Genomic DNA, 18,384 nt, shown 5'->3' with positions numbered 1-18,384 from the left:
CCGTGAGGGGCAGGGCGGTGCCCGCCCGCTGAAAGAGGGGCAGCCGCTCCAACGGGGCCTCCACCCCAAGCCGCCGAGGGCCCTCCCAAAGGGCGCCCTCCCAGAAGTCCTGCCAGCCCCCCGGCGGCAGGTAGACCTCGCGCGCACGGGCCCCCTGCCATAGCACCGGGGCGGCCAGCAGGGCCTCCCCCAGCAGGAACTCGTCGTCGCGCTGGGCCCCCGCTTCCTCCGGCCAGTAGGCGAAAAGGGGCCGCCAAAGCGGCAGGCCCTCCTCGTGGGCCTCCCGGGCCAGGGAGTAAAGGTAAGGAAGGAGCCGGTAGCGGAAGCGCAGGGCCTCGCGCATCTTGGAGGTCCAGGGCTCGCCCAAGGCGTAGGGCTCCTGACGGCGGGTGCCCAGGGCGCTGTGGTTGCGGAAAAAGGGGTAAAGCGCCCCAAGCCAGGTCCAGCGCAGCAATAGCTCAGGCTCGGCGTCCTGGCCGAAGCCGCCCACGTCCGCCCCGGCGAAGGGCACCCCTGAGAGCCCCAGCGAGAGGAGCATGGGTACCGAGAGGGCCATATCCTCAAAGCGGCTTTCGTTGTCCCCCGTCCAGACAAAGGCGTAGCGCTGGATACCGGGGAAACCGCTGCGGGTGAGGATAAAGGGGCGCCGCCCCAAGGCGGCCAGGCCCCGGTGGGTGGCCTCGGCCATGCCCAGGGCGTAGAGGTTACGGGCCTCGAGGTGGCTCTTCGCCCCCTGCCGGGCGGTGAGGGGCAGGGCCTTATCGGGAGGCTCAGCGCCCCCAAGCTCCAGCACCGCCGGCTCGTTCATGTCGTTCCAGATGCCGGCGAAGCCGTGCTCTTGGACGAAGTGGCGCACCTCCTCCGACCAAAAGGCCCGGGCCTCTTCCCGGCTGAAGTCGGGCCAGACCGCCCGCCTGGGCCAGACCCCGCCCACCAGAAGCTCATCCCGGTCGTCCAGGATGAAAACCCCTCGCCGCCTCCCCTCCTCAAAAACCCTATACCCCTCCTCCACCTTCACCCCCGGGTCCACGATGGGCACCAGGCGCACGCCCTCCTGAGCCAGCTCGTCTGAAAGGGCCCGGAAGTTGGGGAAGCGGGCGGGGCTCAGGGTGAAGACCTTGTACCCCTCCATGTAGTGGATGTCCAGCCAAACCGCCTCCAGGGGCAGGTCGTGGGCTTGGAACTCTTCCACCACCTCCCGCACCGCCTGGCTGTCGGCATAGCTGTAGCGGCACTGGTGGTAGCCCAACGCCCACAAGGGGGGCATGGCGGGCCGGCCGGTGAGCAGGGTGAGGCCCCGCACCACCTCCAGGGGGCTCCCCGAAAGCAAGTAGAGGTCTAGGTGAGGCCCGGCCACCGCCACCCGCCCCTCGGCGGGGTGGGCCTGGCCCAGGTCAAAAAGGCTCGGGTGGCTCTCGTCTAGGAGGATGCCCAAGGCCCGCCCCTCCTCTAGCCGCAGCAGAAAGGGGCTGGCCTGGTAAAGCGGATCGTAGCCGGGGCGGGGGGGCTGGTCGGCGGTGAAGTTCCAAAACCGCCGTCCTCGCCGCGCAAGCCCCCCGGTTCGCTCGCCTAGGCCGTAATACCAGGCCGCACCCAAGGCGAAGCGAAAGCCCAGAAGCGGGTAGGGCACCCCATCGGATAGGAGCTGCAAGAGGGGGAGGGCCTCGCGGTGGGGCAGGCCCCAGAGGGTGAGCTCGAGGCTCCCCAAGCGCACCCTCCCCTCTCTAAGCTCCAGCGGTGGAAGCCCCTCGGCCCGGTAAACCCCCTGGGTTTCCTCTAGGGGTAACGGCCTTGCCCCCTGCACCGCCGGCCCCGCCTTGGCCCGGTCGCGCGGCCTTTGGGTAAAAAGGAGCCGCCAGGCCCGCACCCCCTCCTTCTCCACCGCCTGTACCTGCACCTCCGCCAGGGACAGGCCCTCCAGTCGGTCAAAAGGAATGTCCCAGTCCAGTAGCTCGTTCACACCTCACCTCCAAAGGGCAACCCCCGCGCGGTGGTGGAATCCCGTCCAACCCGCCAAAATCGCCAAGAAACCCTAACCTTTAACCCTTGACTGCGCCCGCGGTGAGCCCCGCCACGATGCGCTGTTGGAAGACCAGCACCAGAACCACCAAGGGCACCGTCACCACCACGCTGGCCGCCATGATGGAGCCCCAGGGAATCTCGTAGGGCGTGGCCCCACCAAAGAAGGCGATGGCCGGGGGCACGGTGCGCACCACGTCGCTCACGGTAAAGGTAAGCGCGAAGAGAAACTCATTCCAAGCTGCGATGAAGGCGAGAAGCCCCGTGGTCACCAACCCGGGCCCGGTGAGCGGGAGCATCACCCGAAGGAGGGTCTGCACCGGGGTGGCCCCGTCCACGTAGGCCGCCTCCTCGAGCTCCCTAGGAAGCCCCCTAAAGTAGCCCACCAGCACCCAGACCGTGAAGGGCAGGGTGAAAAGCATGTAGCTTAGAATCAGCCCGGCATGGGTGTTGAAAAGGCCCACCTGCCGCAGCAGCACAAAGAAGCCCCCCAGCACAGCAATCTGGGGAAACATGGTCATGGAGAGCACGATGTAGAGTACCGCGTTTTTCGGGGGAAAGCGCAGCCGACCCAACGCATAGGCCGCCAGCACCCCCAGCACCAGCGAAAGCAGGGTGGCCCCCCCGGCCACAAGGAGGGAGTTCAGCAGGTTGCGGCCAAAGGCGGTGCCCACGAAGACGTTGCGGTACTGCTCGAGGGTAAAGGGGATGGGCAGGAAGCTCGGGTCGGGCGTAAAGAGGCCGCTGGAGGGCTTAAAGCTAGAGATAACCGCCCAATAGAAGGGAAAGACGCTGTAGACCACCACAAAGACCACCAGGAGGTAGAAAAGCCCCCGGTTGAGCCAGAACAGGGTGCGTTTCATCTCAGGGCCTCCCTCCCGATGCTGCGCATGTAGAGGATTACAAAGACAAAGGTGATGATGAGGATGGCCACGCTGATGGCCGAGCCGTAGCCCAGGTCCTGAAAGTCAATGAGATTCTGCCGGTTGTAGACCGCCAGGGTGCGGGTGGCCGGGTTGACCCCGGTCATCACGTAAATCACGTCAAAAACCCGAAGCGCATCCAGGGTGCGGAAGATAAGGGCCACCACCAAGGCAGGGGTGAGGAGGGGCAGAGTGATGGTCCAAAACTGCTGCCAGCGGGTGGCCCCGTCAATGCTGGCCGCCTCGTAGAGCTCCTCGGGGATGAGCTGGAGGCCAGCCAGGAGGAGGAGGGCCATGAAGGGGGTGGTCTTCCACACATCCACCGCGATGATGGCCGGCAGCATGAGCTCGGGCCGGGCCAAGAAGGCCACCTTCTGCGAGAGGATGCCAAGCTTAACGCCGATAACGTTGATCACCCCGTAGACGTCGTTGAGCATCCATTGCCACATCTTGGCCGAAACCACCGTGGGGATAGCCCAAGGGATGAGAATGGCGGTGCGCACCAGGCCCCGGCCCCGGAAGTTGGAGTGGATGATGAGGGCAATGGCCAGGCCCAACACGGTTTCAATGCTCACCGAAAACACAGTGAACTTTACAGTGTTCCACAAGGCCTCACGGAAGTCGGGGTCGCGGAGCAAAAAAAGGTAGTTCTCAAACCCCACAAACTCCGGCGGGTCCACCAGGGCAATATCGGCCTTGTAAAACGACCAGTAGAAAACCTGGGCCAGCGGGTAGCCGGCCACAAAGACCACCACCAAAAGGGTGGGCAAGACCAGCAACCAGGCCAGCCGAACCTGCCTTTGAACGAGCATGTTTCTCCCTTTATGGCAATCCCGGGGAGCCCAAGCCCCCCGGGGAGAGTAGACTACTAGCGCAGGATACGGCGCAGGCGGGCCTCGAGGTCCCGCACCGCAGCCTCACCAGTCTTGCGCCCGGTAAGGGCGCTGTGCACCTCAGTCCAGATGGCCTCGGAAACTTGGTTGTAGCGTGCCCCGGCTACGTCCGAAGGGCGCGATACCGCGTTCTGGAAGACGGGCAGTAGGTCTTTGAACCAAGGGGTCTTGGCCAGAACATCCCGGTCGTTGTAGAGGGCCGGGCGGGTGGGCAGCCAGGAGAGGTTCAGGGCGAAGTCCTTCTGGCTTTCGGTAGAGGTCAGGAAACGCACTAAGTCGGCGGCCTCCTTGGGGTAGCGGCTGTAGGCCGAGACCATGAGTTGCCAGCCGCCCAGGGTGGCAGCGTTGGGAGCGTCGCCCGCTCCTTTGGGCAATACGGTCACCCCAAACTTGCCCCGGATGGGGCTGTTGTCGGCCTGGCCCAAGGCGTAGGCATAGGGCCAGTTGCGCATGAAGAGGGCGTTGCCCTGCTGCCAGACGTTCCTAGCCTCCTCCTCGGCGTAGGAGGTGACCCCCTGAGGGGCGATGGTGCCTACAAAGCGGCGCACAGTGTTGAGGGCCAAAGCCGCCTTGCCGTTGTTCACGCTGATGGTGCCGTCCGACTCAACGATGCGCCCACCGCCAAAAGAGTAAATCCACTCCAAAGCGTCGCAGGTCAGGCCCTCGTAGGGCTTGCCTTGGAAGACAAAGCCCCAGAAGTCGCGGTTGCCGGCCTTACGCTCCTCGTCCATGACCCGCTGGGCCATCTGGCTGAGCTCGGCCCAGGTGCGGGGCGGATTGCGGTAGCCGTACTTCTGCAAAAGATCGGTGCGGTAGTAGAGCAGCCCGGCGTCGGTAAAGAAGGGGATAGAGGTGAGCTTGCCGCGGATGGTGTTGTTTTGGACGATACGGGGGAAGAACTCCCGCAGCTCAGCCTCGGTAAAGTACTGCTTGAGGTCCAGGGCGTGTGGTGCGATGATGCCGGGCCAAATCACATCCACCATGTAAACGTCAATGTCCGGGCTGCGCCCCGCCCAGTACTGCTGGTAGAGGGCGAGCTGGGCATCGGTGTCGGTGGGGGCCTCAAAGACCTCGGCGCGAATACCGGTGCGGCGGGTGAACTCGGCCAGGCGGGCCCGCATCCAGCGAGGCCCCTCCCCCACACCCCCGCCCAGGGAAACCCGCAGCGTGGCCTGGCCCTGGGCCCGCACCCAGCCCCGGCTTACCAGAAAACCCGTAGCCAAACCCACGCCCGCCTTTTTGAGAAACTCCCTACGCTTCATGTTCCCTCCTTTTGGAAGTGCTTCCATGAGCCTCAATGAAACAACTGCTCCGACCGAAAAACCGTTTTTGGAAGAACTCCTGCCGAGAGTCTACCGCAGCCCCGTCGGAGGTGTCAACTTTCGCCTGTATAAGACCGCCACGGCTGGCTTAGACTGGCTGTATGCGGCTTCTTCCCTTTCGTTTTGAGGAGAACACCCTATGGCTCCTGGACCAACGCCGGCTGCCCTTTGAGGAGGTCTGGGTGGCCTGCAGGAGCGCCCAGGAAGCCGCCCAGGCCATTCGCGCAATGGTGGTGCGGGGCGCGCCTGCCATTGGGGTTGCCGCGGCCTATGGGATGGTGCTGGCCCACCTTTCCGGCGAGCCTCCCGCCGAGGCCGATGCCGCCCTTCGGCAAAGTCGGCCCACAGCGGTCAATCTGTTTTACGCGCTGGAGCGCATGAGGCCCCATTGGGGGTCCCTAGCCGCCTCGCTGCAGGAGGCTCAGGCCATCTGGGCCGAGGTGGAGGCCACCGAAAAGGCCATCAGCCAGCACGGCGCACGGGTGCTGCGGGGCCAGGTGCTCACCCATTGCAACACCGGGCCGCTGGCCACCGGGGGGCACGGCACCGCTTTGGGGGCCATCCTCGAGGCCTATCGCCAGGGCCGGGTTCAGCATGTCTGGGTGGACGAAACCCGTCCCTACCTGCAAGGGGCCCGGCTTACCGCTTACGAGCTACAAAAGGCTGGGGTACCCGCGACCCTAATCTGCGACAACATGGCCGCCCACCTGATGGCCAAAGGCCAGGTGGATGCGGTGATTGTGGGGGCCGACCGAATGGCCCTCAATGGCGACTTCGCCAACAAAATCGGCACCTATGCTCTAGCCATTCTGGCCCGCCATCACGGGATTCCCTTCTATCCAGCGCTGCCGCTTGCTACGGTAGACCCCAGGCTCGAGACCGGTGCCCAAATTCCCATTGAGGAGCGGCCCGCCCAGGAGGTGACCACCCTGCGCGGTCAGCCCATCGCTCCCCCGGGCTTCCCAGCAGCCCACCCGGCCTTTGACGTAACCCCCCACCCGCTCATAACCGGCATCGTTACCGAAAAGGGAGTGCTCTACCCCCCCTTTGACGAGGCCCTGCGGAGGGCCTTAGGCCTATGAAAGGGCTTTGGGAGCGGCTCACCGGGGCCACCTGTCCGGGCTGCGGCCGGCCCCTAGACGAGCCCCTACTCTGCCCGGCCTGCCGGGCCCTACTGGCCCCACGGCACCTGCCCCGGCTGGTCTATTTAGGAAACTACAGAAGCTTGGGCCGGCTGTCTAAGGCCCTCAAGTACCGCGGGCATCGGGCCTTGGCGACCCATTTAGGCCAGTGCCTGGCCTTAGGGGTGCAGCAAGCTGGCTGGGGGCTGATGGGTATAACCGCGGTTCCTACGCTAATCCATCGCCAGGTACTGCGGGGGTACAACCCCGCCGAGGCGCTGGCCCAGTCGGTGGCCCAAACCCTAGGGCTTCCCTACCGGCGGGTGCTGGTTCGGGTTGGATGGGACAAATCCCAGACCCAAAAGACCCGGCGGAAACGCCTGGAACTACCCGAGGGGGTATTCCGGCCAGCCGATAGGGTGGAGGGGGCCTGGTTGCTGGTGGACGATGTGATTACCACCGGCACCACCTTCCAAAAAGCCCGCAAGGCCCTGTTGCAGGCCGGAGCCAGCCAGGTCTACGGGGCGGCAATTGCGGTCAAAAGCCCAAACGCCCTGGGCCCCTACTTCCTATAATCCTGGCAAGAACCCCAGTCCAAGCCGGGGTTCGAGAGAAGTACCAAAAGGCCCCACTCCGCAAGCGTGGGGGGCTTTTTGCTAAAGGGGGGGTGCATGCTGAAACGTCCGCGCATCCGCAGGCTAGAAGAACTCCTCCCTTACATCCGCGAAGGCCGCTACCGCATCGGGCCCCACGTGGCCAAGCACATGCTTCAGGAAGGCTTTATAGAGCAAGACGTCCTGCAGGCAGTGGAGTGGGGCCGTGAGCTGGCCATCTACCCTGAGGACGCCCGGATGCTGGTGCTGGGGTACATGGTTTTTCCTCCCCAGCTACGGCTTCCACTGCACGTGGTGCTGGAGTACCGCGAGCCCCGCTGGGTAGACATTGTGACCGCCTTTATTCCCAAAAAACCGCATCAGGTCTACTCTCGGGCCCGGATGGCCGCCATATTGCGTTTTGATGGGACCTTTGAGGAGGTGCGCTGGGTGCGGCCCCGGCACCTTACCCCTGAGGACATCCCCCGCTAGCGGCCGTCCTCTGGTTGGCCAAAGCTAAGGGGAAATGCTATACTTACAGGGCTGCCGAGCTCAAAAAGTCCTCCTCAAAGAGGCGCTCGACAGCAAGGAGAAAAGATGTCCAAGATGAAGACCCACAAGGGCGCCAAGAACCGTGTTAAAATCACGGCCACAGGCAAGGTCATCGGCAGAAAACCCGGAAAGCGCCACCTAAACTGGCAAAAATCGGGCAAAAGTGGGCGCACCAAGGGCCGTCCTTTCACCTTCGCGAAGGGTGAGGAGCGCCGCGTGCATCGGCTAATGCCCTACGACGCGTAAGGGGGTTTAGATGCCAAGGGCAAAGACCGGTGTCGTCCGTCGCCGCAAGCACAAGGCCATCCTAAAACGGGCTAAGGGGTTTTACGCCCTGCGCTCCAAAAGCGTCCGCAAAGCCCGTGAGACCCTCTTCAGCGGGGCCATGCGCTCCTACGACGACCGGCGCAACCGCAAGGGGGATATGCGCCGGCTCTGGATCGTGCGCATCAACGCCGCAGCCCGGCAGCATGGCCTGAGCTACAGCACCTTCATCCACGGCCTCAAAAAGGCTGGAATTGAGCTTGACCGCAAAATCCTGGCCGACCTAGCCGTGCGGCAGCCCGAGGCCTTCGCCGAGCTGGTCAACCGGGCAAAGGGCTAAGGGAGGCCTCAGAAGAAACCCGCGGGGGGCCAGAGGCCCCCTGCTTTTGCTAATGCCTGTGGCTATCCTTCTAAAGCCGACCTAAGCGCCTCGGCAAAGGTCTGGGGCTGGTCCACCCACGGATAGTGGCCCGCGCCCTCCACGAGCTCGAGCCTCCCCCCCGTCAGGTCGGCCACCACCTCCGCCTCTGGGTAGCTGCTGTGGTCCAGGGTACCTAGAATCACCTGGGGAGGCACCTTGAGGTCCAGCAGGTAGGGCGTATAGTCAAAGCGCCACAGCCCGTTGAGCACCAGCATCCGCCCAGGGGCATCCGAGCCCACCACCACCGAACCCTCAACCACCCACTCGTACTCCATGCGGCTCCTGGCGCTGGGAAAAAGCAACCGGTCAAAAACCACTTTGGGTTCTAGGTGAGCGAAAGCCTCCTCGAGGAGGGCTGCGCCATCCTCAGGGATGGGCACTTCGACCTCTTCCAGCCCTCGCAAAGCCAGCGAGGCCCGATAAAGCTGCGCGGCCAGCCAAGGGAAGTTCGTCCAGGGGTTCACCAGCACCAGGCCGCGGGTGGACTCCGGCCAGCGCCGGGCGTACTCCAAAGCCAGCAGCCCGCCAAAGCCGTGGCCCAGCAAGGTCCACTCGGGAAGGCCCAGGTGCCTACGCAGGCTGCGGAGGTCATCCACCAGGGCATCCAGGGTAAAAAACTCCGGCCGTTCGGGCAGGGCCGGGCTACGTCCCCCTCCTCGCTGGTCAAGGTAGAGCACCCGGTAATCCTCCAGCAGGTCGCCGATTCCCTCTCGTAGGGCATAGCTGCTGCCCCCTGGCCCCCCGTGCAGGACCAGCAGGGGCCGCGCCTCCCGAGGACCGGTGTCCTCCAGGTAGACCTCCACCCCCTCCGCCACCGTGACCCAGTCAATCTCCTCGCGCATCGGCTGCCGGCAAGCGGCTTCCCTCCTCCAAAAGCTCAAAGCTCCAGCTCCGAAACCCCTCTAACCCCAAAGCGTCTGCCTCCACCTCAGGGGCGTGGCCCCAGAGCTCGAGCAGGTAAAGCCCCTGTTCCGGGCGATAGAGCAACCGGTAGGGATGGGGAAACCTGCGGGCAAACTGCCGCAGAACCCCGGGATCCTTTCCCTCAACGAACAGCACCCTCATTCTGGCCCTCCCCCGAGCCCTTGCAAAACCGCCAAAGCCGCTCCAAAAACAGCACCTGGCAGGCCTCCTCCAGGCTGGTCATGAGAGAGTAGGCCTGCAAAAGGGCCTCCTCCGGCTCGGGCAGGGTGCCCTTGACGAAGGCCCCGTGGCCCCGTACCAAGCAAGCCCTGTGCCCCCTAAGGGCCCCCACCACCGCCTCCGCGACTTCCTCAGTGGCCGAGGCAGTTCGGGGCGAAAGCACAGGAATCCGGTCAAAATAGTACCGCCCCTCCAAATCAATGGGCTGCACCACCTCCAGGTGAAAGGAAAGGGCAATGGCGTGGCGGGGATGGGCGTGCACCAGCGCGGTGGCGTCGGTGTGGCGGTAAACCGCCCGGTGAACCACCCTTTCCACCGAGGCCCCCTGATCCCGTTTTGGGTCGGGCTCGAGGGGAATCCAAAGAAGGTCCTCGGCGGTGAGGTGGGCCTTCTGGGCGCCCGAGCGGGTAATCCAGAGCCCATCCCGCTCCCGCACAGAGTAGTTGCCCGAGGTAGCCGAGGCCAGGCCGGCGGCGAAAAGGTCGGCCCCCACCTGCTGGAAAGCCAGGAAGAGCCGGGCCTTCATGAGCTGGGTTCCCCACCCCTTGCCGCTAACCCCTTAGCCACCCGTCAAACCTCCCGCACAACCTGCTCGGACCGGAGCGGACGGCGCCCCGGGCTGAGGGGGGCCTGTTCGGTCTCGCGGCGGGCCTCCTCGAGGCGCTTCAGGGTCTTCTGGTCCACCACCTGGGTTTGGCGCACGTGGTCGGAACCGGTGCCTGCCGGGATCAGCTTGCCCAGGATGACATTCTCCTTGAGCCCGATAAGCTCGTCCACCTTGCCGGCAATTGCTGCCTCGGTGAGCACGTGGGTGGTGTGCTGGAAGCTGGCCGCGGAGAGCCAGCTCTTGGTAGAAAGCGCGCTCTTGGTCACCCCCATCAGCACCGGCTTCCAGCTCGCCGGGGTCTTGCCCTCGCTCATCAGGGCCTCGTTGGTGCTCTCCACATCCCAGCGCTCAATTACCTGGCCTTCCAGGTAGCGGCTGTCGCCAGGGTCGGTGACTTCCACGTACTTGAGCATCTGCCGCACGATGACCTCAATGTGCTTGTCGTGCAGCTTCACCCCCTGGGCCCGGTAAACCCGCTGAATCTCGTCGGTCAGGTAACGCTCCACCGCCTCCGGGCCCTTGGCCTCCAGAAGCTGGTGGGGGTCAATGGCCCCACGGGTGAGGGGCTGCCCGGCCTCCACTGCCTCCCCTTCCTTGACGGTGATGCGGGCTTCCTTGGGCACCTTGTACTCCTTGGAGAAGCCCTCGCTGGTTACGTAGATGACGGTCTTGTCCTCGAGCTCCTCAATGTGCACCACCCCGTCAATCTCGGCGATCACCGCCTTGGCCTTGGGGCGGCGGGCCTCAAAGAGCTCAATCACACGGGGCAGACCCTGGGTGATGTCGGTGCCTGTGGCCACCCCACCGGTGTGGAAGGTGCGCATGGTGAGCTGGGTGCCAGGCTCGCCGATGGACTCCGCTGCCACCACCCCCACGCTTTCCCCAATGGAAACCAGCTTGGCGGCGGAGAGATCCCAGCCGTAGCACTGCTGGCAGACCCCGTAACGAGTGCGGCAGGTGAGGGGCGAGCGTACCGGAACCTCCTCAATCAGCCGCTCTTCGGCCGCCTTGACAATCAGGTTCACGTCCTCCAGGCTGAGCTGGTGCCCTTCCGCAAAAACCCGGCCCCCCACCTCAAACTCGCGGGCCACCGTGCGACCATAAAGCCCCGACTCAATGTCGCTCCTCTTGCGCAGCTTCTTGTTGCGGAAGGCCTCGTCAAACTCCAAAAGGGGCACCGAGATATAGTCAGGCGTGCCGCAGTCGGCCTCCCGCACGATAACCTCATGGGCCACATCGTGCAGTTTGCGGGTGAGGTAGCCCGAGTCGGCGGTGCGCAACGCGGTGTCGGCCCCGCCCTTGCGGGCCCCGTGGGTGGAGATGAAGTATTCCAGCACCGTAAGCCCCTCGCGGAAAGAAGCCCTCACTGGCACCGGATAGGTCTCCCCGGAGGGCTTGGCCATCAGGCCGCGCATCCCGGAAATCTGGCGAATTTGCTGGGGGTTGCCCCGGGCCCCGGACTGGCTCATCACGTAGAGGGGGTTGAAGGGATAGTTCTCCTCAAAGTTCTTGAAGACCGCCTTGGTCACCTTCTCGGTGGTCTCGCTCCAGAGCTGCAGAATCTGGCGGAAGCGCTCCTCTTCGGTCAGGAGACCCATCTCAAAGGCCTGTTCAATCTGGGCCAGCTTGGCATCGGCCTCCTGGAGGTACTGCCTCTTCTCGGCTGGAATCACCGCATCATCAATCCCAATGGTGATGCCCGAGGTGGTGGAGAGGGCAAAGCCGTAGTACTTGAGGGCGTCCAGGAGCTTGGCGGTTTTCTCTATACCCAAAAGCAGGAAGCTCTTGTAGACCAGGTCCTTGAGCGAGTTTTTCTCCTGGGCCACCTCGAGGTTCACCAGCTCCTGGGCCTTCTCGGGGTCCTCTATGGCCTCGCTCACAATGCGCAGGAAGAGCATCCGGCCCGGCGAGGTTTCCAGCAGCTTATCTCCCACCCGCACGGTGACCACATCCTGGTGGTCCACCACCCCGCTCTGCACCGCCAGCAGGGCCTCATCTATGCTGCTAAAGACGAACTTAAGCCGGCCCACGCTGGTGGCCTTGCCCGCAACCTTGATGGGGGCGTTGAGGGCCACCTGGCCCTCCTCATAGGCTCGGATGGCCTCCTCGGGGGTGGAAAACTCCAGCCCGGCCCCTTTCTTTTCGCGGCGGAGCTGGGTCAGGTAGTAAAGGCCCAGAATGATGTCCCGCGCGGGCTTGGCAATGGGCTCGCCGGAAGCTGGAGAGAGGATGTTGTGGCTGGAGAGCATCTGGATGCGGGCCTCGGCTTGCGCATAGCTAGAAAGGGGCACATGCACAGCCATCTGGTCGCCGTCAAAGTCGGCGTTGAAGGCCTCGCAGACCAGGGGGTGAAGCTGGATGGACTGGCCTTCTACTAAGACCGGCTGGAAGGCCTGGATGCCCAACCGGTGCAGGGTAGGGGCCCGGTTCAAGAGCACCACCTTGCCGTGGATCACCTCTTCCAGGGCGTCCCACACTTCATCTTTGATGTCGCGAGAACGCTCCAGCATCTTGCGGGCCGCCTTAACGTTGTTGGCGATGCCCTTCTCTTCCATCCGCTTAAGGAGGAAGGGCTTGAAGAGCTCCAGGGCCATGCGCTTGGGCAGGCCGCACTGGTGGAGCTTGAGCTGGGGGCCCACCACGATCACCGAGCGGCCCGAGTAGTCCACACGCTTACCCAGCAGGTTCTGGCGGAAGCGGCCCTGCTTGCCCGAGAGGATGTCGGTGAGCGAGCGCAGGGCCCGGTCGGAGCCAGGGTTGGTCACCGGGGTACCGCGCCGCCCATTGTCCAGAAGGGCGTCCACCGCCTCCTGCAACATCCGCTTCTCGTTGCGGATGATCATCTCCGGAGCCCCCTGGGCCAGGAGCTTCTTAAGGCGGTTGTTGCGGTTGATGAGGCGGCGGTAGAGGTCGTTGAGGTCGGAGGTGGCGAAGCGGCCCCCGTCCACCTGGACCATCGGGCGCAGGTCGGGCGGCAGCACCGGAACCGCCTCTAGGATCATCCACTCCGGGCGGTTGCCGGAGTCGCGGAAGGCCCGCACCACCTCCAGGCGCTTCCTGGCCTTAGCCCGGCGGGCCCGGCTGGGGTGCTTCATCTCTTCCACCAGCTCGGCCTCGAGGGCCCCCAGGTCAATCTCCTTCAGCAGCTCCTGGATGGCCTGGGCCCCCATCTTGGCGTCAATGTCGTAAGACTCAATGACCCGCACGGCCATCCGGACAAAGTCCACCTCCACCCGGCCGTAGATGTCCGAGACCACCTTGCCCCCATCGGCCAGCGCGTCCCCCGGGCTCACCCGGTCGCCGTTGGTAACCTCTACATCGTCCTCAAAGGGGTAGAGCTTGGCCTTCATCACCACAATGGAGGCCGGCTCGTGCAGGTGCACCACCCCATCGGCCTCGGCGTAAACCTCTTCCTCGGGTTCAATGGCCCCAACCAGCTTGTCGCCCTTGCGCACCTTGGCCCCTTCGGCCACCAACACGTGCATATGGGGCTGTAGGGGATAGTTTTTCTCCACAGTGCGCTCCAGGGTGAAGGAGAGGTGCACCTCTTTTTTGTGGGCCTCAGCCTCGAGCCCCACCACCTTCAGACCCCGGGGCATCCGAAGCTGGCCCTTGCCCTGGGCCAGCACATCTCCCTGGCCCACCAGCTCCCCTTGGCCCACCTTGAGGTGCATTCCCGCGGGAATCAGGTAAAGTCCCCCCACTTCCCCGGTCTCGGGGTCAAGCACCCTGATAAGGGCTCCGTCCCCCAACTCCTCCACCTGCACCGCCCCCGCGTCCTCGCTCACGATCTGGTAGGAGGCCTCGAGCTCGGCGATGGGCTCGCCCGGCTTGTAGCTGTCCTGCTCAATCCAGGCCGCTTTGGGTAGGGTCAGGCCGGCCCGCTCCCGCTCGGCGTACTCCACCCTGAGCCGGCGGGGAAAGCGGAAGAGCACCAGCCCGTCCATCCGGCTCACGATGCCCGGGGCCAGCTCCTGGCCTTTTTTAACCTCGTCCCCATCCTTCACCAAGGCATCTACCCCCGCCGGGATGGGATAGGTCTCCTGCTTGCCGAAGCGCAGCTCCCGATACTCCTCATCGGTCAGAAGCTGCCGCTTCTGGACCGGCACACCCCCCAGCATGGCCCCTTTGGGGTCTAGGGTAATGTATTTGGCGAAGTAGAGCACCTGCTCGAGCTCCTGCGCCGAAAGGTCTAGAAGGGTGCCAATCTTGCTGGGCACATCCTTCACGTACCAGATGTGGGCCACAGGGGTAGCGAGGTCAACGTGGCCCATGCGGTAGCGCCGCACGATGCTCTTGGTGACCTCTACCCCACAGCGCTCGCACACCTTCCCTTCAAAGCGCTGCCGCTTGTACTTCCCGCAGGCGCACTCGTAGTCCTTCTGCGGACCAAAGATGCGCTCGTCAAAAAGGCCGTCCCGCTCAGGCTTCAGGGTGCGGTAGTTGATGGTCTCAGGCTTCTCTACCTCGCCGTAGCTCCACTCCCGAATCTTCTCCGGCGAAGCCAGGCTGATACGTACCTTGCGAACTTCTCTTTTGGTCATCTTCTCCCTCGTGGATGGCTGAACCCTTCTGCTTACCGCCTAGAAGCCAATCCCTCGAAGATATCCAGGTTTTTCCCGTTTTCGTCGTAGGTCTCCACGTTGAGGCCCAGCGATTGCAGCTCCTTCACCAAGACCCTAAAGCTCTCCGGGACGCTGGCCTCAGGCACATCCTCACCCTTGACCACCGCCTCGTAGGCCGCGTTGCGCCCTTCAATATCGTCGGACTTGATGGTAAGGATTTCCTGCAAGGTGTGGGCCGCCCCATAGGCCTCCAGCGCCCAGACCTCCATCTCCCCAAATCGCTGGCCACCAAACTGGGCCTTGCCGCCCAGGGGCTGCTGGGTGATGAGGGAGTAGGGGCCGGTAGAGCGGGCGTGCATCTTGTCCTCCACCATGTGGTAGAGCTTCATGATGTACATCACCCCCACCACGATGGGGGCCTCAATAGGTTCCCCGGTGCGGCCGTCGTAGAGCACGCTTTTGCCCTGCTGGAAAACCTGGCGAAGCTGGTCTACCAGGCTTTTTTCACCGTCTACCAGGCCCAGCTTAGCCGCCCTAGCCAGCACCTCCCGCTCTCGGTTGTCTATACCAAATCCAGCCTTGACCCGGGCCTCCCACTTCCGGTCAAAGGCTTGGCCGAGCATCTCCTTGATCTGCTCCTCGCTGATACCGTCAAAGACCGGGGTAATGAACTTGAAACCCAGCTCATACCCGGCCAGCCCAAGATGGGTTTCTAGAATCTGGCCCAGGTTCATCCGGCTGGGTACCCCCAGGGGGTTCAAAACGATGTCCACAGGGGTGCCGTCGGGCATGTGGGGCATGTCCTCAGGGGGCAGGATTTTGGCCACCACCCCCTTGTTCCCGTGGCGGTTGGCCAGCTTATCGCCCACCTGCAGCTTGCGCTTTTGGGCCACGTAGACCCGCACCACCTCGCGCACCCCGGGCTTCAGCTCCACCCCGGGATCCCCCCGACGCAGGCGCAGCGTCCGAACCACGATGCCCCCCTCCCCCGGCGGCACCCGCAAGGAGGTGTCCTTGACATCCTTGGCCTTCTCACCAAAGATGCTGCGCAAAAGGCGCTCCTCCGGGGTAGGTTCGGTCTCGCCTTTGAAGCTGGTGCGGCCTACCAGGATGTCCCCGGCCTTCACCTCAGCGCCAATGCGCACCACCCCGTCCTCGTCCAGGTCGCGCAAAGCCGCCTCAGAAAGGTTGGGGATGTCCCGGGTGATGCGCTCAGGGCCCAGCTTGGTGTCGCGGGCCTCAATCTCGTAGCGCTCTATGTGCACAGAGGTATAGAAGTCGCGCCGGAGCAGGTCTTCGGAGATTACGATGGCGTCCTCGTAGTTGTAGCCATCAAAGGGCATGATGGCCACCAGCACATTCTGGCCAAGCGCCAGCATCCCCTCCTCGGCGGCGGGCCCATCGGCCAGCAGCTCGCCCTTGCTCACCCGCTGTCCCTTGCTCACCCGTGGGCGCTGGTCCAAGGCGGTTCCCTGGTTGGAGCGCACGAAGCGACGCAGGGGGTACTCGTACACCGCCTTGTCGTCGCCCCGCAGGACAATCCGGGTGCTGTCCACGTACTCCACCACCCCGTCCACCGCGGCGTAGATGGAGGTGAGGGAGTCCCGCACCACCCGCTCCTCAATGCCGGTCATCACCACCGGGCTTTGGGCCCTGAGCAGGGGCACCGCCTGGGCCTGCATGTTGGAGCCCATCAATGCGCGGTTGGCGTCGTCGTGCTCGAGGAAGGGAATCAGGTTGGTGTTTACCGAGAAAATCTGCTTAGGAGACACATCCATGTACTCCACTTCCTCGGGCCGCACCACCATCGGCTCCCCCTTCTTGCGGGCCACCACCTGCTGGGTGTCAAAGTAGCCCTCGGGGGTAAGGGGGGTGTTGGCCTGGGCGATCACATAACGGTCTTCCTCGGTGGCGGTCATGAACTCTACCTTGTCCGTGACCCGCCCCCCTTCTACCTTGCGGTAGGGGGTGAGGATGAAGCCCAGGTCGTTAATGCGCCCGTAGGAAGCCAGGGAGGAGATAAGACCGATGTTGGCCCCTTCGGGGGTTTCAATCGGGCAAATGCGACCGTAGTGGGTACGGTGAACGTCGCGCACGTCAAACCCAGCCCGCTCCCGGGTCAGACCGCCCGGACCCAGGGCCGATATGCGGCGTTTATGGCGCAGCTCGGAGAGGGGGTTGGTCTGGTCCTTGAACTGGCTGAGCTGGCTGCGGCCAAAGAATTCCCGGATGGCCGCCACCAAAGGGCGGTTGTTGACCAGCTTGGCCGGCGTGGCGCTCTCCGGTGAACCCAAAAGCATCCGCTCCCGCACCCCTCGAGCCAGACGAGAGAGCCCCACCCGGAACTGGTCGGCCAGAAGCTCGCCCACCGTGCGAATACGTCGGTTGCCCAGGTGGTCAATGTCGTCGGGTTCGTAGCCGGGCTCGTTTGACTGCAAGGCGAAGAGGTACTTTAGCACCGGCAGCAGCCCCTCGTCTTTGAACTCACCCTCCTCAAAGCGGATGAGCATCCGGCCGGTGAGCTGGATGCCCAGCTTCTGCTGGGTCTTGTACCGCCCGGCCTCGCCCAGGTCGTAGCGGCGGGGGTCCGAAAGAAGGGAGTGAAGGTAGGTGATGGCCTTGTCCCGCTTGGGGGGGTCCCCCGGGCGCAGCTCTGTAAAGAGCTTCAACAGAGCCTCCTCAGGGCTCATCTCCAGCACCCGGGCCCCCCGGTACTGGGCCTCCAGAAGCCCCGGCAAAAGCTCGGCGTAGCGGCCCAGCTCCCGGCTCAACCCCTCGGCGGTGTAGCCCAGCACCCGCAGCAAGAGGGCCAGCGGGAACTTCTTCTTATTGACCTTCATGACCACAATGCCCGACTGCTCAAATTCCAGGTCAATCCACGGCCCCCGCTTGGGGAGCGGAATCACCGAGGCCACGTATCGGCCCGAGCGGGCCTGGTCCGGGGTGAAGTAGACCCCCGGGGAGCGGTGAATCTGAGAGACGATTACCCGGTCGGCTCCGTTTACGATAAAAGAGCCGTCCTCGGTCATGAGGGGCAGGTCCCCCAGAAAAACCTCGTCCTCCTTGATAAGGCCGGTGTCGCGGTGAATGAGCTGGAGGCGGGCGTAGAGGGGGGCCTGGTAGGTCAGGTCCTTCTCGCGGCATTCGTCCTGGCTGAAAGGGGGTTCGCCAATGCGGTACTCAATGAAGTCCAGCACCAGCCCACGCCCCTTCTCTCCCTCTTCAATGGGGAAGGTCTCCCTAAAGGCGGCCTGCAGGCCCACATTCTCCCGCTTGCTGGGGAGCACATCGGCCTGCAAGGCTTTCTTGAAGGACTCAACCTGGATTTCGGTTAGGGGGGGAAGGGGGATGACCTCTTTGATCTTGCCGTACCGCTCTATCTTCATCCAGCACCTCGTACCCGTAGGCGTGTTCCCGTGCCAAACCCGACACGGCGCAAGGGTCTTGGGGTCGTATGGGGGTTTTCGTAAGCTAACAGGGTTCTTCCGCAGGCGAAAAATCCCTGCGGCGGCTGGCTCTTACGCTGTCTGTGGAACGCAGGCGAAGCGCGGTCCACAAAACATAGGGGCTATGTTAGCACACCACTGCGCATAAGCGCAAGGGGCACCCTGGTACACCAAGCTGCTTGGGGGGATTGTAGCACAAGGCGCTGGGGTTTGAGTAGGCCCTCAGGCCGTCTGGGACTTAGGCCGAACAACCAGGTAGCGGTGGGCAGTCCACAAGAGGACCAGGGAGAAAATCACCCGCAAAAGGGTTTCGGACATCTGGTTGGCCAGGAGCCCCCCCAAGGAAGCCCCCAGCAGAACCCCCACCACCAATCCCGGGACATAAGCCCAGGCCAAGTTGCCGTGGCGGAAATGGGTATAGGAGCCTACCAGGGCCGAAGGAATCATGGCCAAAAGGGCCGTGCCCTGAGCGGTGTGTTGCTCCAGGCCCACCAGGAGCACCAGCCCGCTTCGGT

General features: G+C 64.0%; 15 protein-coding genes. 5 read left to right on the top strand and 10 right to left on the bottom strand.

Going from position 1 to position 18,384, the window contains the following annotated elements; translation table 11 throughout:
• From Mlute_RS09565 to Mlute_RS09550, 4 genes are all read right to left on the bottom strand, one after another.
• On the bottom strand, positions 1–1,960 hold a 1,960-nt coding region (locus tag Mlute_RS09565), incomplete at its 3' end, for a glycoside hydrolase family 31 protein (RefSeq protein ID WP_119360451.1).
• A gap of 79 nt (positions 1,961–2,039) precedes the next feature.
• Complete coding sequence (locus Mlute_RS09560; RefSeq protein WP_119360450.1) at positions 2,040–2,882, bottom strand: carbohydrate ABC transporter permease; 843 nt, start codon at positions 2,880–2,882, stop codon at positions 2,040–2,042.
• Complete coding sequence (locus tag Mlute_RS09555) at positions 2,879–3,754, bottom strand: carbohydrate ABC transporter permease (RefSeq protein WP_119360449.1); 876 nt, start codon at positions 3,752–3,754, stop codon at positions 2,879–2,881. The genes Mlute_RS09560 and Mlute_RS09555 overlap by 4 nt, the downstream gene beginning before the upstream one ends.
• Before the next feature lie 56 nt (positions 3,755–3,810).
• On the bottom strand, positions 3,811–5,097 hold the full coding sequence (locus Mlute_RS09550; protein WP_119360448.1) for an ABC transporter substrate-binding protein: 1,287 nt from the start codon (positions 5,095–5,097) through the stop codon (positions 3,811–3,813).
• A gap of 161 nt (positions 5,098–5,258) precedes the next feature.
• Here Mlute_RS09550 and mtnA point away from each other — a divergent pair, with 161 nt between their 5' ends.
• From mtnA to rplT, 5 genes are all read left to right on the top strand, one after another.
• Positions 5,259–6,239 carry an S-methyl-5-thioribose-1-phosphate isomerase gene (mtnA, locus tag Mlute_RS09545; protein ID WP_119360447.1) on the top strand — a complete coding sequence of 327 codons (981 nt, stop codon included), beginning with the start codon at positions 5,259–5,261 and terminating at the stop codon, positions 6,237–6,239.
• Complete coding sequence (locus tag Mlute_RS09540; RefSeq protein WP_119360446.1) at positions 6,236–6,853, top strand: ComF family protein; 618 nt, start codon at positions 6,236–6,238, stop codon at positions 6,851–6,853. The genes mtnA and Mlute_RS09540 overlap by 4 nt, the downstream gene beginning before the upstream one ends.
• A 96-nt stretch (positions 6,854–6,949) precedes the next feature.
• The gene (locus Mlute_RS09535; RefSeq protein WP_119360445.1) at positions 6,950–7,363 is read left to right on the top strand and encodes a DUF4258 domain-containing protein; all 414 of its coding nucleotides are present in this window, start codon (positions 6,950–6,952) and stop codon (positions 7,361–7,363) included.
• 105 nt (positions 7,364–7,468) lie between these two features.
• Complete coding sequence (gene rpmI, locus Mlute_RS09530) at positions 7,469–7,669, top strand: 50S ribosomal protein L35 (protein WP_119360444.1); 201 nt, start codon at positions 7,469–7,471, stop codon at positions 7,667–7,669.
• Positions 7,670–7,679: 10 nt separating this feature from the next.
• Positions 7,680–8,027: a 50S ribosomal protein L20 gene (rplT, locus tag Mlute_RS09525; RefSeq protein ID WP_119360443.1), complete on the top strand. Its 348-nt coding sequence runs from the start codon at positions 7,680–7,682 to the stop codon at positions 8,025–8,027.
• A gap of 62 nt (positions 8,028–8,089) precedes the next feature.
• Here rplT and Mlute_RS09520 read toward each other — a convergent pair whose 3' ends face one another.
• From Mlute_RS09520 to Mlute_RS09495, 6 genes are all read right to left on the bottom strand, one after another.
• Positions 8,090–8,950, bottom strand: coding sequence for an alpha/beta fold hydrolase (locus Mlute_RS09520; protein ID WP_119360442.1), 861 nt, complete (start codon positions 8,948–8,950; stop codon positions 8,090–8,092).
• Complete coding sequence (locus tag Mlute_RS09515; RefSeq protein ID WP_119360441.1) at positions 8,934–9,173, bottom strand: hypothetical protein; 240 nt, start codon at positions 9,171–9,173, stop codon at positions 8,934–8,936. The genes Mlute_RS09520 and Mlute_RS09515 overlap by 17 nt, the downstream gene beginning before the upstream one ends.
• Positions 9,154–9,777 (bottom strand): class II aldolase/adducin family protein, encoded by a 624-nt coding sequence (locus tag Mlute_RS09510; RefSeq protein WP_119360440.1) that lies wholly within the window; start codon positions 9,775–9,777, stop codon positions 9,154–9,156. Before Mlute_RS09510 ends, Mlute_RS09515 begins: the two co-directional genes overlap by 20 nt.
• Positions 9,778–9,821: 44 nt before the next feature.
• Complete coding sequence (locus Mlute_RS09505) at positions 9,822–14,402, bottom strand: DNA-directed RNA polymerase subunit beta' (protein ID WP_119360439.1); 4,581 nt, start codon at positions 14,400–14,402, stop codon at positions 9,822–9,824.
• Positions 14,403–14,434: 32 nt separating this feature from the next.
• The gene (gene rpoB, locus Mlute_RS09500; protein WP_119360438.1) at positions 14,435–17,809 is read right to left on the bottom strand and encodes a DNA-directed RNA polymerase subunit beta; all 3,375 of its coding nucleotides are present in this window, start codon (positions 17,807–17,809) and stop codon (positions 14,435–14,437) included.
• Positions 17,810–18,091: 282 nt separating this feature from the next.
• Positions 18,092–18,384: sulfite exporter TauE/SafE family protein (locus tag Mlute_RS09495; protein ID WP_147371061.1), on the bottom strand; the 293-nt coding region annotated here is incomplete at its 5' end.

This window comes from Meiothermus luteus (assembly GCF_003574085.1).
GTDB lineage: Bacteria > Deinococcota > Deinococci > Deinococcales > Thermaceae > Meiothermus > Meiothermus luteus.
This window is presented reverse-complemented; position numbering and strand designations above follow the sequence as displayed.